At 62.2% G+C, this 14,032-nt stretch carries 14 protein-coding genes; 7 read left to right on the top strand and 7 right to left on the bottom strand.

The features are described 5' to 3' along the window. Positions 1 to 111: 111 nt before the first annotated feature. The 4 genes from AC2T3R_RS25930 to aspA form a co-directional block, all read right to left on the bottom strand. Positions 112 to 1,215: a polyamine ABC transporter substrate-binding protein gene (locus tag AC2T3R_RS25930; RefSeq protein ID WP_486744441.1), complete on the bottom strand. Its 1,104-nt coding sequence runs from the start codon at positions 1,213 to 1,215 to the stop codon at positions 112 to 114. Continuing rightward, positions 1,215 to 2,258, bottom strand: a complete 1,044-nt coding sequence (locus tag AC2T3R_RS25925; RefSeq protein WP_486744440.1) for a histone deacetylase family protein — start codon at positions 2,256 to 2,258, stop codon at positions 1,215 to 1,217. The genes AC2T3R_RS25930 and AC2T3R_RS25925 overlap by 1 nt, the downstream gene beginning before the upstream one ends. 225 nt (positions 2,259 to 2,483) lie before the next feature. After that, the gene (locus tag AC2T3R_RS25920; protein ID WP_486744439.1) at positions 2,484 to 3,476 is read right to left on the bottom strand and encodes an AraC family transcriptional regulator; all 993 of its coding nucleotides are present in this window, start codon (positions 3,474 to 3,476) and stop codon (positions 2,484 to 2,486) included. A 274-nt stretch (positions 3,477 to 3,750) separates the two neighbouring features. After that, positions 3,751 to 5,175, bottom strand: a complete 1,425-nt coding sequence (aspA, locus tag AC2T3R_RS25915) for an aspartate ammonia-lyase (RefSeq protein WP_003260072.1) — start codon at positions 5,173 to 5,175, stop codon at positions 3,751 to 3,753. A gap of 182 nt (positions 5,176 to 5,357) precedes the next feature. On the opposite strand from aspA, the gene AC2T3R_RS25910 reads away from it, so the two are divergent. Next, complete coding sequence (locus AC2T3R_RS25910) at positions 5,358 to 6,275, top strand: LysR substrate-binding domain-containing protein (protein ID WP_013974829.1); 918 nt, start codon at positions 5,358 to 5,360, stop codon at positions 6,273 to 6,275. On the opposite strand, the gene AC2T3R_RS25905 is transcribed toward AC2T3R_RS25910, so the two are convergent. After that, entirely contained in the window at positions 6,267 to 6,893 is a 627-nt protein-coding gene (locus tag AC2T3R_RS25905) for a zinc metalloprotease (protein WP_410951446.1), read from the bottom strand. The genes AC2T3R_RS25910 and AC2T3R_RS25905 overlap by 9 nt on opposite strands. A 270-nt stretch (positions 6,894 to 7,163) precedes the next feature. Here AC2T3R_RS25905 and purE point away from each other — a divergent pair, with 270 nt between their 5' ends. The 4 genes from purE to AC2T3R_RS25885 all read left to right on the top strand — a co-directional run bounded on the left by purE (position 7,164) and on the right by AC2T3R_RS25885 (position 9,672). Beyond that, positions 7,164 to 7,655, top strand: coding sequence for a 5-(carboxyamino)imidazole ribonucleotide mutase (purE, locus tag AC2T3R_RS25900; protein WP_003253304.1), 492 nt, complete (start codon positions 7,164 to 7,166; stop codon positions 7,653 to 7,655). 10 nt (positions 7,656 to 7,665) lie between these two features. Then, on the top strand, positions 7,666 to 8,748 hold the full coding sequence (locus tag AC2T3R_RS25895; protein WP_013974827.1) for a 5-(carboxyamino)imidazole ribonucleotide synthase: 1,083 nt from the start codon (positions 7,666 to 7,668) through the stop codon (positions 8,746 to 8,748). A 96-nt stretch (positions 8,749 to 8,844) separates the two neighbouring features. Next, positions 8,845 to 9,090 (top strand): GlsB/YeaQ/YmgE family stress response membrane protein, encoded by a 246-nt coding sequence (locus AC2T3R_RS25890; protein ID WP_003260079.1) that lies wholly within the window; start codon positions 8,845 to 8,847, stop codon positions 9,088 to 9,090. Between the two features lie 48 nt (positions 9,091 to 9,138). Continuing rightward, positions 9,139 to 9,672, top strand: coding sequence for a DUF3299 domain-containing protein (locus AC2T3R_RS25885; RefSeq protein WP_371033897.1), 534 nt, complete (start codon positions 9,139 to 9,141; stop codon positions 9,670 to 9,672). A 62-nt stretch (positions 9,673 to 9,734) separates the two neighbouring features. Here AC2T3R_RS25885 and AC2T3R_RS25880 read toward each other — a convergent pair whose 3' ends face one another. Beyond that, a complete protein-coding gene (locus AC2T3R_RS25880) occupies positions 9,735 to 10,631 on the bottom strand; it encodes a D-hexose-6-phosphate mutarotase (RefSeq protein ID WP_085721310.1) in 897 nt (298 codons plus the stop codon). Between the two features lie 71 nt (positions 10,632 to 10,702). Continuing rightward, positions 10,703 to 11,101 (bottom strand): acyl-CoA thioesterase, encoded by a 399-nt coding sequence (locus AC2T3R_RS25875; protein ID WP_003253317.1) that lies wholly within the window; start codon positions 11,099 to 11,101, stop codon positions 10,703 to 10,705. A gap of 361 nt (positions 11,102 to 11,462) precedes the next feature. Here AC2T3R_RS25875 and AC2T3R_RS25870 point away from each other — a divergent pair, with 361 nt between their 5' ends. Together AC2T3R_RS25870 and AC2T3R_RS25865 are read left to right on the top strand one after the other, a co-directional pair. After that, positions 11,463 to 12,752 carry an MFS transporter gene (locus AC2T3R_RS25870; RefSeq protein WP_003258167.1) on the top strand — a complete coding sequence of 430 codons (1,290 nt, stop codon included), beginning with the start codon at positions 11,463 to 11,465 and terminating at the stop codon, positions 12,750 to 12,752. Positions 12,753 to 12,969: 217 nt separating this feature from the next. Continuing rightward, complete coding sequence (locus AC2T3R_RS25865; RefSeq protein ID WP_013974822.1) at positions 12,970 to 13,968, top strand: phosphate ABC transporter substrate-binding protein PstS; 999 nt, start codon at positions 12,970 to 12,972, stop codon at positions 13,966 to 13,968. Positions 13,969 to 14,032: the final 64 nt, after the last annotated feature.

The following is a 14,032-nucleotide window of genomic DNA, read 5'->3' as shown; positions in this document are numbered from 1 at the left end:
ATCGCCGGCAAGCCAGCTCCCACAGGACCTCCACTGCTTTCGAGGCAGATGCAGTACCTGTGGGAGCTGGCTTGCCGGCGATTGGGTTGCAAAGCAGCCCCCGGCTCTAAATCAGGTGCCGGACTTGATCCGCGTCCAGGCCCTGGTCCGAGCCCGCTCGGCATCCCGCGCCAAGGGCTTGAGGGTATACAGCTTGGCCATCGCCTCCGCTGTCGGATACAGGTTGGGGTTGTTGCGAATCGCCGGGTCGACCTTGTCGGTCGCATCCTTGTTCGGGTTCGGGTACCCGACAAAGTCGCTGATAGGCGCAATTACCTCAGGCCGCAGTAAGTAGTTGATGAACGCGTGGGCATCTTCCGGGTTGGTCGCATTCTTCGGAATCGCCAGCATGTCGAACCAGATCGGTGCACCTTCCTTGGGCAGGCGCATGTCCACCACCACGCCATTCTTCGCCTCGCGGGCGCGGTTGGCTGCCTGAGAGAAGCTGCCGCTGTAGCCCACTGCCACGCAGATATCGCCGTTGGCGATGTCGGCCATGTATTTCGAGGAATGGAAGTAGGTGATGTGCGGGCGGATCTTCAGCATCAGCGCTTCGGCTTTCTTGTAATCAGCCGGTTTGTCGCTGTTCGGTGGCAAGCCCAGGTACTGCAACGCCAGCGGCATGATCTCCGACGGCGAGTCGAGCAGGGCCACGCCGCACTGCTTGAGCTTGGCGATGTTCTCTTCCTTGAAGATAAGGTCCCAGCTGTCCACCGGGGCGTTGTCGCCGAGCGCAGCCTTGACCTTGGCCGGGTTGAAGCCGATCAGCACGGTGCCGTACATGTAAGGCACGGCAAATTTGTTGCCGGGGTCGTTGGCCTCGATCAGCTTCATCAGCGCCGGGTCCAGGTGTTGCCAGTTCGGCAGCTTGCTGCGGTCCAGTGGCTGGAACACTCCCGCTTCGATCTGCTTGGCGAGGAACACGTTGGACGGCACTACCACGTCATACCCGGAGTTGCCGGTCAGCAGCTTGGCTTCCAGCGCCTCGTTGGTGTCGAAGATGTCGTAGACCAGCTTCACCCCGCTGTCTTTCTGGAACTCGGTGAGGGTTTGTGGCGTGATGTAGTCGAACCAGTTGAACACCCGCAGGGTGCGCTGTTCGGCCTGGGCCTGCAGGGCACCGGTGAACAGGGTAGCGGCGATGAACGGGGCGAGCAGACGCTTGAGTCGAACCATTATCGGGCTCCTGGCTGGGCCTGCTGGAAGCCTTCCAGCACATTGACCGCGTTGATACCGATTTCTTCCACAGCGTAGCCGCCTTCCATCACGAAAAGGGTCGGCTTGCCGAGCTGGGCGATGCGCTTGCCCATTTCCAGGTAGTCCGGGCTGTCCAGCTTGAACTGCGAGATCGGGTCGTCCTTGAAGGTATCCACGCCCAGCGAGATCACCAGCACTTCAGCGTCATAGGCGGCGATGCGCTGGCAGGCGTTCTCCAAGGCGGCGTTCCAAGCGGCCCAGTCGCTGCCAGCCGGCAGTGGGTAGTTGATGTTGCAGCCTTCGCCGGCACCCTCGCCGGTTTCATCGGCATAGCCGAGGAAGAACGGGAACTCGTCGCGCGGGTCGCCATGGATCGAGGCGAAGAACACATCGTTGCGGCTGTAGAAGATGTCCTGGGTGCCGTTGCCGTGGTGATAGTCGACATCGAGGATTGCGACCTTGCGCCGGCCCTGGTCAAGGAAGGCCTGGGCGGCGATGGCGGCGTTGTTCAGGTAGCAATAGCCGCCCATGACTTCGCCAGCCGCATGGTGCCCTGGCGGGCGGCACAGGGCGAAGGCGGAATGGGCGCCTTGCTGGATCGCCGCCTGGGCGGTGAGGGCGACCTGGGCGGCGCTGTAGGCAGCCTGCCAGGTCCCGGCGGTGATCGGTGCGCCGGCGTCGAAGCTGTAGTAGCCCAGCTCACCGTGCAGGCCGGTGGGTTTTATCTGGCGCAGGGAGCGTGCGGGCCAGGTGAACGGCAGCAGGTCGCCATCCTGACCCAGTGCGGCCCAGCGCGCCCAGGCACCTTCGAAGAAGTCCAGGTAGCCGGCGCTGTGGATACGCAGCAACGGTGCGCGCCCGAAGTCGGTGGGGCCCTGGATGTCGCCAAGGTTGCGCTTTTTGACCTGGTCGAGCACATGGTCGGCGCGTGACGGCATTTCGAAACAGGGCATCAGCTTGCCGTCGATCAGCTCGCAGCGGCCGTGGTGCAGGCGGTGGTCATCGGAATAGATCGTCAGCATTGTTGTTCTCCGGTGGGTACTGGCGTGGGCCCATTCTCATGGGCGGGCCAGTGGGGGAGAACGACGCAAGTGGCCAAAAGGGGATCGATGTGGCCAAGCTCTTTGGCCCGCTTTTCCTGTACCGGCCTCTTCGCGGGCGCGCCCGCTCCCACAGGTATCCCACAACACTGGGGAGTTGTGCAGATCCTGTGGGAGCGGGCGCGCCCGCGAAGAGGCCGGTACAGCTCAACCGCGGAAGTGACTGGGCGCGACGCCACTCCAACGCTGGAAGGCATGCCGAAAACTGGCGGTCTCGCTGAACCCCAGGCACTCGGCAATCCGATAGATCGGCATCTGCTCATCAGCCAGCAACTGCTTGGCCCGCTCGAACCTCAGTTCATCCAGCAGCTGTTGATAACTGCTGCCCAACGCCTGCAAATGCCGGCGCAGGGTGCGCGATGAGCAGTTCATCTGCCGCGCCAGCCCTTCCAGCCCGGGCGCTGCATCCAGTTGCTGCGCCAGCAGTTGGCGAATCCGCCCCAGCCAGGCCTGGCGGCCGGTGAATTCCAGGTTCAGGCGCCGGCAGCGTTCGCTCATGGCCTTGTGAGTAATTGGGTCGGCCAGCGGCAGTGGCGTGTCCAGCCAGCGCCGTTCGAAGGCAAAGGCATTGTCCTCGGCGTCGAAACCGACCGGGCACCGGAATGCCCCGGCATAGAGCGCGTGGTAACCGGGCCGTGGGTGTTCGAAACGGGCTGCCAGCAGGGGCAGTGGGCGGCCGAGCAGGTCGTCGCAGATGACCTTCAGCGACACCAGGCAGAATTCGGCGTTGAAGGCGGTCAGCGCCGGGCTGTCGTGGTAATCGCTGGCGCTGAACCAGACACGCTGACCGTCATCGAGCAAACGCAGCTTGAAGATTGTTCCCAGCAGTGCCGGATACTGCAGTGCCAAGCGCAAGGCGTCACCCAAAGTGGCACTGGAGAGCAGGGCGTAACCGAGCATGCCGTAGCACGACACATGCATGCGCTGGCCCAGCTCCAGGCCTATATCTTCGCGTCGGGCAACGGCGTTGGCGCACACCTGCAGTTCCTGCTGGGTGGTGATACGCGCATCGGCATGGCCCAGGTCTGCCGGGCCGATGCCGCTGCCGGCCAGCAGCGCCGACGCCTCGCAACCGTCTGCCTGGAAGACGTTGAGGATCAGCGAAACCGCGTTGAGGGTGGTCAGGTGGCTGTGCAGCATGCTGGGTAATCCCGTTGGCCTGGGACGCATTATGGAGCAAGTTGTGTGCCGATGTTCGGGGGGGCGCTCTGCGGCCCTATCGCGACACAAGGCCGCTCTCACATTGGCCGGTGTTCGCAGGGCTCTTGTAGGAGCGGCCTTGTGTCGCGATGGGCTGCAAAGCAGCCCCAAAATCCTTCAGGCAAAAAAAAGGCCCGAAGCATAGGCTCGGGCCTTGGAAAGGTTGAGAGGTGTCTAGTCCCTCGACCTGGTGAGACTGTTTACAGCGGCCTGGTTACGCCTTCAGCGGAACCAGGCGGGGAGCGATCATGTTTTCCGGACGCAGGATGTCGTCGAGCATCGCGTCGTCCAGCAGCTTCTCTTCACGCACCAGTTCCAGTACGCCGCGGCCGGTTTCCAGGGCAACGCGGGCGATACGGGTGGCGTTTTCGTAGCCGATGTACGGGTTCAGTGCGGTGACCAGGCCGATCGAGTGCTCGACCAGTTCACGGCAGCGCTGTTCGTTGGCGGTGATACCGACGATGCAGTGCTCGCGCAGCATGTCCATGGCACGTTGCAGCAGGCGGATCGAGTCGAAGATCTTGTAGGCGATCAGCGGCTCCATCACGTTCAGCTGCAGCTGGCCACCTTCGGCGGCGACGGTCAGGGCCAGGTCGTTGCCCATGATGGCGAAGGCCACCTGGTTGACGGCTTCCGGGATAACCGGGTTGACCTTGCCTGGCATGATCGAACTGCCTGGCTGACGCGCTGGCAGGTTGATTTCGTTGATGCCGGTGCGTGGGCCGCTGGACAGCAGGCGCAGGTCGTTGCAAATCTTCGACAGCTTGACTGCAGTACGCTTGAGCATGCCGGAGAACAGTACGAAGGCGCCCATGTCGGAGGTGGCTTCGATCAGGTCGGCAGCCGGTACCAGCGGTTGGCCGCTGATGGCAGCCAGGCGCTGTACGGCCAGGGCCTGGTAGCCAGGGTCGGCGTTGATGCCGGTACCGATGGCGGTACCGCCCAGGTTGATTTCGGTCAGCAGTTCCGGGGCCAGCGAGCGCAGGCGCTGCAGGTCTTCGGTCATGGTGGTGGCGAAGGCACGGAATTCCTGGCCCAGGGTCATCGGTACGGCGTCCTGCAGCTGGGTACGGCCCATCTTCAGTACGTGGTCGAACTCTTTACCCTTGGCAGCGAAGGCCTGGATCAGGCTGTCGAGGCTGGCCAGCAGCGCGTCGTGGCCCAGCAGCAGGCCCAGGCGGATAGCCGTCGGGTAGGCGTCGTTGGTCGACTGCGCCATGTTCACGTCGTTGTTCGGGTGCAGGTACTGGTACTCACCCTTCTGGTGGCCCATGGCCTCCAGCGCAACGTTGGCGATCACTTCGTTGGCGTTCATGTTGGTAGAAGTACCAGCACCGCCCTGGATCATGTCCACCACGAACTGGTCGTGGTAATCGCCTTTGATCAGGCGGGCGCAGGCTGCGGTGATGGCAGCGTGCTTGGCATCGCTCAGGTGGCCCAGCTCACGGTTGGCGTCAGCAGCAGCCTGCTTGACCATGGCCAGGGCCACGACCAGCTTCGGATAGTGCGACAGCGGAACACCGGAGAGGTGGAAGTTGTTGGCAGCGCGCAGGGTCTGGATGCCGTAGTAGGCATCTGCAGGAACTTCAAGGGTACCCAACAAATCTTTTTCGACGCGGAACGATGCAGCGGAGGACATGATGTATATCATCTCGATTTTGACCCGGCACATGCCGGAATGGCGCCAATCCTAGGCCTGAAGGTGATTTTGCGGCCAATGCTGTTGCACGCTAACCTATGCACAAACGGCATAGTGTTTCATGTGACGCCAATTGATATTCGAGCGTGTTCCATTTTGGTGCACGCCAGGAGATGTGCTTCGTGAACCTTGAAAGCAAATGGCTGGAAGACTTCAGCGCGCTGGCTGCGACCCGCAGTTTTTCCCAGGCGGCAGAGCGGCGTTTCGTTACCCAACCTGCCTTCAGCCGGCGTATACGCAGTCTGGAAGCAGCTTTGGGCCTGCAATTGGTGAATCGTTCCCGCACGCCGATCGAACTGACCGAGGCCGGGCAGCTGTTTCTCGTCACCGCGCGTACTGTTGTCGACCAATTGAGCGAAATTCTCCGCCATTTGCATCACCTGGAGGGCGGGCAGGGTGAAGTGGTACAGGTGGCCGCTGCACACTCGCTGGCGTCGGGCTTTTTCCCGCGTTGGGTGGCCCAGTTGCGCAACGATGGATTGAACATCGCCACCCGCCTGGTTGCGACCAACGTCGGAGATGCCGTGCATGCATTGCGTGAAGGTGGCTGCGACCTGATGCTGGCCTTCTATGACCCGGATGCCGCCTTGCAGATGGATGCCGAAATCTTCCCGTCGCTGCACATGGGCACCACTGAAATGTTGCCGGTGTGCGCCGTGGATGCCGACGGCAAGCCGTTGTTCGACCTGGAAGGCGAGGGCAGTGTGCCGCTGCTGGCGTATACCGCCGGCGCTTTCCTCGGTCGGTCGGTCAATTTGCTGCTGCGCCAGCGAAACCTGCGCTATACCACCGTCTACGAAACCGCCATGGCCGACAGCCTCAAGAGCATGGCGTTGGAGGGCATGGGCATCGCCTGGGTGCCGCGCCTGTCGATGCGTGGCGAACTGGAGCGGGGCGAACTGGCGATCTGCGGCGGCAGCCAGTGGCATGTGCCACTGGAAATTCGTCTGTACCGCTGCGCACTGGTGCGCAAGGCCAACGTCCGCTTGTTGTGGCGCAAGCTTGAGTCGTCAGGCGCACAAGGTGAGGCTTCAGTTTGAGTTGTATTTCAAGTAGTCCGCGATATTCGCGCGATTCTTGTCGCTGTAGCGGTAGCAATTGGATCGGGCCGGTACACGGGGGTGGGTGTACGTTTCACACACCCAGCCATTGAATTTCAGTTCGGCATCTTCGTGCGTGGCGCCTAGCAAATGACCGATTTCATGGGCTGGAGCACCGTATGCACCTACCGATGCTATAGCCGTGTTTTGCTTCTGATAGGCAAGGCCGGCGTTGTAGTTCAGGCCGCTGTGATCATAGCTGTTGCGCGTCAGCAGCAGTTGTTTATCCATAAAGGAAAAGGATGGGTGGCGCTGTTGTTCATGCAGTTGCCGGGTGAAGGCCTCGAGTAGTTGAGCGGACGGCATTCCTGCATAAGCAATATCGGTAATGTGTTCTACCTCGCGTTGAAATATGACCTCGATGGACTGTTGGCTGAAACTGCGCATCTCGTCCAGCCAATGCTGAAAGAAGTCCTTGTTCAATTGCTCATTGCTCATGTCGGCAAGGTCGTCGTGAACATAGACGGTGACGGTAAGCGAGCGGGCAGCAGAAGCAGCTGGCAGTTGCAAGCTGAGTACCAGGCCACACGAAAGCGCGAAGAGGCGTGAAACACTCATATGTACGTACCTGAATTTTCGAGATCGGGGATACAAGCGTCTGTTATTCGTCAACCCAGAGGCGGCAGGAAAAAGTTGTCCTGCGAGACAGCTTGCCCTTTGATCAGACATGTGCTTGCGGGGGTGGGCGCAGGGCCTTGAAATACGCTACAATCCCGCGCCTTCGGCCGACCTGGTCGATTTAGAATCCGTATGACAAGCCACGCCGGCCCACCTGCGTGGCTTGTTGCTTTTAGCGCGCCAGAAGGCGCTTGCAGGAGAGGCTCGACGATGAGTGCACTGGTTGGCGTGATCATGGGCTCCAAGTCCGATTGGTCCACCCTTAGCCACACCGCCGATATGCTGGAAAAACTCGGCATTCCCTACGAGGTGAAGGTGGTTTCCGCCCACCGTACCCCGGATCTGCTGTTCCAGTATGCCGAGGAGGCTGAGGGTCGTGGCATCGAGGTGATCATCGCCGGTGCCGGTGGCGCTGCCCACCTGCCAGGCATGTGCGCCGCCAAGACCCACCTGCCGGTGCTGGGTGTGCCCGTGCAATCGTCGATGCTGTCGGGTGTCGATTCGCTGCTGTCGATCGTGCAGATGCCAGCCGGCGTGCCGGTTGCCACCCTGGCCATCGGTCGTGCCGGTGCGGTCAACGCGGCGCTGCTGTCGGCCAGCATCCTCGGCGCCAAGTACCCGCAGTACCACGCGGCGCTCAAGCAGTTCCGCACGGAACAGACCGACACCGTGCTGGACAACCCAGACCCGCGCCAGGCTTGAGGCTCAACCCATGAAGATCGGTGTAATCGGTGGCGGCCAGCTGGGCCGCATGCTGGCCCTGGCGGGTACCCCGCTGGGCATGAACTTCGCCTTCCTCGACCCGGCGCCGGACGCCTGCGCTGCGCCGCTGGGCGAGCACCTGCGTGCCGACTACGGCGACCAGGACCACCTGCGCCAGCTGGCCGACGAAGTCGACCTGGTCACCTTCGAGTTCGAAAGCGTCCCGGCCGAGACCGTGGCCTTCCTCTCGCAGTTCGTGCCGGTGTACCCCAGCGCCGAAGCGCTGCGCATCGCCCGTGACCGCCTGTTCGAAAAGAGCATGTTCCGCGACCTGGGTATCCCTACCCCAGCCTTCGCCGACATCCTCTCGCAGGCCGACCTGGACGCCGCGGTGGCCAGCATCGGCCTGCCGGCCGTGCTGAAAACCCGCACCCTGGGTTACGACGGCAAGGGCCAGAAGGTGCTGCGCACGCCTGAGGACGTGGTCGGTACCTTTGCCGAGCTGGGCAGCGTACCTTGCCTGCTGGAAGGCTTTGTGCCGTTCACCGGCGAAGTGTCGCTGGTGGCCGTGCGTGCCCGTGATGGCGAAACCCGCTTCTACCCTCTGGTGCACAACACCCACGAAAGCGGCATCCTGCGCCTGTCGGTCGCCAGCCAGGCGCACCCGCTGCAGGCCCTGGCCGAAGACTACGTCGGCCGTGTGCTGCAAAAGCTGGATTACGTAGGCGTCATGGCCTTCGAGTTCTTCGAAGTGGACGGTGGCCTGAAGGCCAACGAAATTGCCCCGCGCGTGCACAACTCAGGGCACTGGACCATCGAAGGCGCCGAATGCAGCCAGTTCGAGAACCACCTGCGCGCCGTCGCTGGCCTGCCGCTGGGCTCGACCGCCAAGGTCGGCGAGAGCGCGATGCTCAACTTCATCGGTGAAGTGCCGGCGGTGGAAAAGGTAGTTGCCATCGGTGACTGCCACCTGCATCACTATGGCAAGGCGTTCAAGGCCGGTCGCAAGGTTGGCCACGCCACCCTGCGCTGCCACGACATGGCCACCCTCGAGCGCAAGATTGCCGAAGTAGAAGCCCTGATCGGCAACTGATCGAACTTCTACCAGCGGCTTGCCCTCTGAAATGGCAACGAGCCAAAGCGCTGTCTAGGCTTTGGCTTGTTCCATCTTCACTGCAGAGGGATTGCCATGGGTATCATTGGAACCATCTTCATCGGCCTCATCGTTGGCCTGCTGGCCCGCTTCATCAAGCCGGGCGACGACAGCATGGGCTGGATCATGACCATCTTGCTGGGGATTGCCGGCTCCCTGCTGGCCACCTACGGCGGCCAGGCACTGGGCATCTATCAGGCCGGGCAGGCTGCGGGATTCCTTGGCGCGCTGGTCGGTGCCGTGATCCTTCTGGTGATTTACGGATTCATCAAGAAGCGCTGATTAGTGGTTAGAATGCCCGGCAATTCATTGGAGTTGCCGAGCATTTTCATGCGTGCCTTTTTCCTCGCCCCACTGTTGCTGGCCAGCGCCCTGGCCCATGCCGAACTGCCTGAAACCGACTGGCTGGAGCTGATGCCCGAGTCTGACCAGCAGGCGCTCGAGCAAATGCCCGAAATCGACCACAACTCGCCGGAAGCCATGGGTACCTTTACCGACAAGGGCGGCCTGAAGCAGAGCAAAGGCCTGCCGGCGGTGATGTACTCGACCAAGACGGTGGCGGCCATGAATGGCAAGGATATTCGCCTTGGGGGCTACCCGGTGCCGCTGGAGAGCGACGCCAAGGGCAACAGCACGCTGTTCTTCCTGGTGCCGTACCCGGGCGCGTGCATCCATGTTCCGCCGCCACCGCCGAACCAGCTGGTGCTGGTGCGCTATCCGAAGGGTCTGAAGATCGATGATATCTACACACCGCTGTGGGTCAGCGGCAAGCTGAAGGTGGAGAAGGTCAGCAATGACCTGGCCGATGCGGCCTATGCGCTGGATGCCGGGAAGGTGAGGGTGGTGGAGGACGCAGACCTCTGATCGCCTGCACTGGCCTCTTCGCGGTCAAGCCCGCGAAGAGGCCCGCATAGGCACTGCAAGACTCAGATCATTTCACAGCCAATCCTGACCCCCAGCGAGCTGCTGCCCCCAGGCTTCAATTCCACCAAGTCGTCCCACACATTCGCCGTCTCGATGCACAGCATCCGCTGCCACCCATCGTCGGCCATGTCTGGCAGTTCCCTGGCCCGTTCAGTCCAAGGGTTCCAGATCACCGCCGAGCGCGACCCACTGCTGGTCAAGGTAATGCGCCGCTTCCAGTGCGGGTCGACGATGCTCAGGGTTTGCGGGGTCGCCAGGTAGATCCGGTCAGTCTCCCCGGCAAACGCCAGCGGCCCCTTCTGCTGGCATTGCTCCCAGTCAGCCAGGGTCTCGATATAGCTCAGCCCCTCCACCCCTTCGACCCGCGCCTGGCGAACGTCACTGACCGCGAAGTAGCTGTGCAGGGCCTGGCTGATGGTCACGGGGGTATTGCCCATGTTGCGGCTGGTCAGGTTCAGCTGCAGGTCCTCGCCCAGCTCCACTACCAGCTTCAGCTCGACGTCATGAGGCCAGCCAGGCAGGTCACCCTGCGCTTCCGGCAGTTCGAATTCGATGCGCAGGCCTTCGCCCGCCTCCTCGATACCCAGCAATTGCCAGTCGCGCGCGCGCGCCAGGCCGTGGGCGGGTGCCTGTTCGCCGTGGTACATGGCCTGCACGGCCTGGGGGTTGCGCTGCAGGTTGCCGAACCACGGCCAGCACACCGGCACACCGGCGCGTACCGACTTGCCCTTACGGAAGATGGCCTGGTCGCTCAGCCACAGCAGCGGTGGCTGGCCAACGCGCTGGTAGCTGAGGATCTGCGCGCCCTGCTGGGCGATCAGTAGTTCGGCGTGGTCACTGCTGATACGCCAGCAGTTGAGTTCGCCATGTTGCTCGGTTACGACCTGGAAGGTAGCCATTGCATTCATCTCATTGATTGCCAGTGGGCCTTGGACCCGGGCACATGCAATGAGTTTACCGCCGGCGTGGCTCAGCGACGAGGTACGGAGCGGGTGCGGCCACTGCCGTCGATGGCGACGAAGACGAAGACTGCTTCGGTGACCTTGCGCCATTCGCTGGACAGCGGGTCGTCGCTCCACACTTCGACCATCATCTGGATCGAGCTGCGGCCGATTTCCAGGGTCTGGGTATAGAACGATAGCTGCGCGCCGACGGCGACCGGGACCAGAAAGGCCATGCGGTCGATGGCCACGGTGGCCACACGGCCGCCGGCGACACGGCTGGCCATGGCGGTGCCGGCCAGGTCCATCTGGGCGACCAGCCAGCCGCCGAAGATGTCGCCAAACCCGTTGGTTTCGCGCGGGAGTGCGGTGATCTGCAAGGCCAGGTCGCCTTGCGGGATTGGATCTTCTTGTTCGAGCTCAATCATGCGATGGGGCCTCTGACCCGTGACGCTTTTCGTTGGTGTGGCGCAAAGGCCGGGTAAACGATTCAGCTTGAAACATACTACGCCGATTTCGTTTCACTGGGCGGCCGTAGGGAAACTCTGCGAAACCGCCTGACAGTAATGACCGGCGTTTTCGCACAACATCCCAAGTTAGGAGCAACCTTTTCCTACGAAGTGCCAGTATATAGAGCATAACGGCCAGCGACGACCGCGCATTCATGAATATGTGTAGGGATTTTGTATCGCTTTCGGCGCAGCTCAGCAATTTGCTATCTTCGCCTGTCTCCCAATCCAGAAGCCGCATGCCAAGCGGCCTGCATGCCCACAAAGAGAACAATGAGCGATGACCTCCGTGCCGAGCAGTATCGAGCAGCCTTCGCGGCCGCTGACCCGCAGTGACTACAAGACCCTCTCACTGTCCGCCCTGGGCGGCGCGCTGGAGTTCTACGACTTCATCATTTTCGTGTTCTTCGCCACAGTGGTCGGCAAGCTGTTCTTCCCGGCTGACATGCCCGAATGGCTGCGCCTGATGCAAACCTTTGGCATTTTCGCCGCCGGCTACCTGGCGCGGCCGCTGGGCGGCATCATCATGGCCCACTTCGGTGACCTGCTCGGGCGCAAGAAGATGTTCACCCTGAGCATCTTCATGATGGCCCTGCCAACGCTGATCATGGGCCTGCTGCCCACCTATGCACAGATCGGCATGTGGGCGCCGATCCTGTTGCTGCTGATGCGCGTGATCCAGGGGGCGGCCATTGGCGGGGAGGTACCGGGCGCCTGGGTATTCGTGTCCGAGCACGTGCCAGAGCGCAACACCGGCTACGCCTGCGGCACCCTCACCGCAGGGCTGACCGCGGGTATCCTGCTTGGCTCGCTTGTGGCGACCCTGATCAACAGCGTCTACAGCGCACAGGAAGTGGCCGATTACGCCTGGCGTATCCCGTTCCTGCTTGGCGGTGTATTCGGCCTGTTCTCGGTGTACCTGCGCCGTTGGCTGCACGAAACCCCGGTGTTCGCCGAGATGCAGCAGCGCAAGGCGCTGGCCGAGGAGCTGCCGTTGCGCGCGGTGCTGCGTGACCATCGCGGCGCGATCATCCTGTCGATGCTGCTGACCTGGATGCTGTCAGCCGCCATCGTGGTGCTCATCCTGATGACTCCGGCGCTGCTGCAGAGCATCTACCACATCAGCCCAACCGACTCGCTCAAGGCCAACAGCCTGGCCATCGTGCTGCTCAGCTTCGGCTGCATCGGCGCTGGCAGCCTGGCCGACCGCTTCGGCGCGGGCCGGGTGTTCGTGATCGGCAGCCTGCTGCTGCTGGCAACCTCCTGGACCTTCTACCACAGCCTGCCGACCCGGCCCGAGCTGCTGTTCCCGCTGTATGCAGTGACCGGCCTGTGCGTGGGCGTGATTGGCGCGGTGCCTTATGTGATGGTCAAGGCGTTCCCGGCGGTGGTGCGCTTCAGCGGGCTGTCGTTCTCGTACAACGTGGCCTACGCGATCTTTGGCGGGCTGACACCGATGGTGGTGACTGCGCTGCTGAAAGTGAGCCCGATGGCGCCGGCCTACTATGTGGCGGGGCTGTGTGCCGTTGGTCTGGTCGTGGGTCTGTACCTGCTCGCCAACAAGCGCTGATCTACGCCAGGGCTACTGGCCTCTTCGCGGGCACGCCCGCTCCCACAAGGGTCACACAGCCCCTGTGGGAGCGGGCGTGCCCGCGAAGAGGCCAGACCTGCTTTTGATGATGGCCTTTCATCCAATTGTCATATTCAAGTCATATCGTATTCATGCGGCCTACAGATACTTGGGCCCGTTCCATCCAACACCCCAATATTCCTGCTAGGAGCAAGGCATGAAACTGAAGCGTTTGATGGCGGCCCTCACCTTTGCCGCCGCTGGCGTTGCAACCGCCAACGCGGTAGCCGCTGTCGATCCTGCGATCCCGACCTACACCAAGACCACTGGTGTTTCGGGCAACCTCTCCAGCGTCGGTTCGGACACCCTCGCCAACCTGATGACTCTGTGGGCCGAGGCCTACAAGAAGGAATATCCGAACGTAAACATCCAGATCCAGGCTGCCGGCTCCTCCACCGCGCCACCCGCGCTGACCGAAGGCACCGCCAACCTCGGCCCGATGAGCCGCAAGATGAAGGACGTCGAGCTGCAGGCCTTCGAGCAGAAGTACGGCTACAAACCGACCGCCATCCCGGTCGCCGTAGACGCCCTGGCTGTGTTCGTGCACAAGGACAACCCGATCAAAGGCCTGACCATGGCCCAGGTCGACGCCATCTTCTCTTCCACCCGCCTGTGCGGTGGCAAAGCCGACGTCAAGACCTGGGGTGACCTGGGCGTGACCGGCGACCTGGCCAACAAGCCAGTACAGCTGTTCGGCCGTAACTCGGTATCGGGCACCTACGGCTACTTCAAGGAAGAAGCCCTGTGCAAAGGCGACTTCAAGCCTAACGTTAACGAACAGCCTGGCTCGGCTTCGGTCGTGCAGTCGATCAGCTCCTCGCTGAACGGCATCGGCTACTCGGGCATCGGCTACAAGACCGCCAGCGTCAAGACTGTGGCCCTGGCCAAGAAGGAAGGCGGCGAGTTCGTTGAAGACAACGAAGCCAACGCTCTGAACGGCACCTACCCGCTGTCGCGCTTCCTGTACGTCTATGTCAATAAGGCGCCGAACAAGCCTCTGGCCCCGCTGGAAGCCGAGTTCGTCAAGCTGGTGCTGTCGCAAGCTGGCCAGCAGGTCGTGGTGAAGGATGGCTACATTCCGCTGCCGGCCAAAGTCGTCGACAAGACCTTGGCTGACCTGGGCCTGTCCCACGCAGGTAACGTCGCAAAGAAGTAAGTAACTGAGGGGGAGGCCGGCGCTGACGCCCGGCCTCTTCCACGAAATTTCAGTCCGAAGCCAG

It is taken from the genome of Pseudomonas sp. PVC-5-1 (assembly GCF_057444345.1).
The sequence above is the reverse complement of the archived record's forward strand: the minus strand, read 5'-3'. Positions and strand labels throughout refer to the sequence as shown.

Coding starts and splice junctions, on each gene's coding strand:
- AC2T3R_RS25930 (WP_486744441.1), bottom strand. CDS start 1,215: ATGGTTCGACTCAAGCGTCTGCTCGCCCCGTTCATCGCCGCTACCCTG.
- AC2T3R_RS25925 (WP_486744440.1), bottom strand. CDS start 2,258: ATGCTGACGATCTATTCCGATGACCACCGCCTGCACCACGGCCGCTGC.
- AC2T3R_RS25920 (WP_486744439.1), bottom strand. CDS start 3,476: ATGCTGCACAGCCACCTGACCACCCTCAACGCGGTTTCGCTGATCCTC.
- aspA (WP_003260072.1), bottom strand. CDS start 5,175: ATGTCCTCCGCTGCATCGTTCCGCGTCGAAAAAGATTTGTTGGGTACC.
- AC2T3R_RS25905 (WP_410951446.1), bottom strand. CDS start 6,893: ATGAGTGTTTCACGCCTCTTCGCGCTTTCGTGTGGCCTGGTACTCAGC.
- purE (WP_003253304.1), top strand. CDS start 7,164: ATGAGTGCACTGGTTGGCGTGATCATGGGCTCCAAGTCCGATTGGTCC.
- AC2T3R_RS25895 (WP_013974827.1), top strand. CDS start 7,666: ATGAAGATCGGTGTAATCGGTGGCGGCCAGCTGGGCCGCATGCTGGCC.
- AC2T3R_RS25890 (WP_003260079.1), top strand. CDS start 8,845: ATGGGTATCATTGGAACCATCTTCATCGGCCTCATCGTTGGCCTGCTG.
- AC2T3R_RS25885 (WP_371033897.1), top strand. CDS start 9,139: ATGCGTGCCTTTTTCCTCGCCCCACTGTTGCTGGCCAGCGCCCTGGCC.
- AC2T3R_RS25880 (WP_085721310.1), bottom strand. CDS start 10,631: ATGGCTACCTTCCAGGTCGTAACCGAGCAACATGGCGAACTCAACTGC.
- AC2T3R_RS25875 (WP_003253317.1), bottom strand. CDS start 11,101: ATGATTGAGCTCGAACAAGAAGATCCAATCCCGCAAGGCGACCTGGCC.
- AC2T3R_RS25870 (WP_003258167.1), top strand. CDS start 11,463: ATGACCTCCGTGCCGAGCAGTATCGAGCAGCCTTCGCGGCCGCTGACC.
- AC2T3R_RS25865 (WP_013974822.1), top strand. CDS start 12,970: ATGAAACTGAAGCGTTTGATGGCGGCCCTCACCTTTGCCGCCGCTGGC.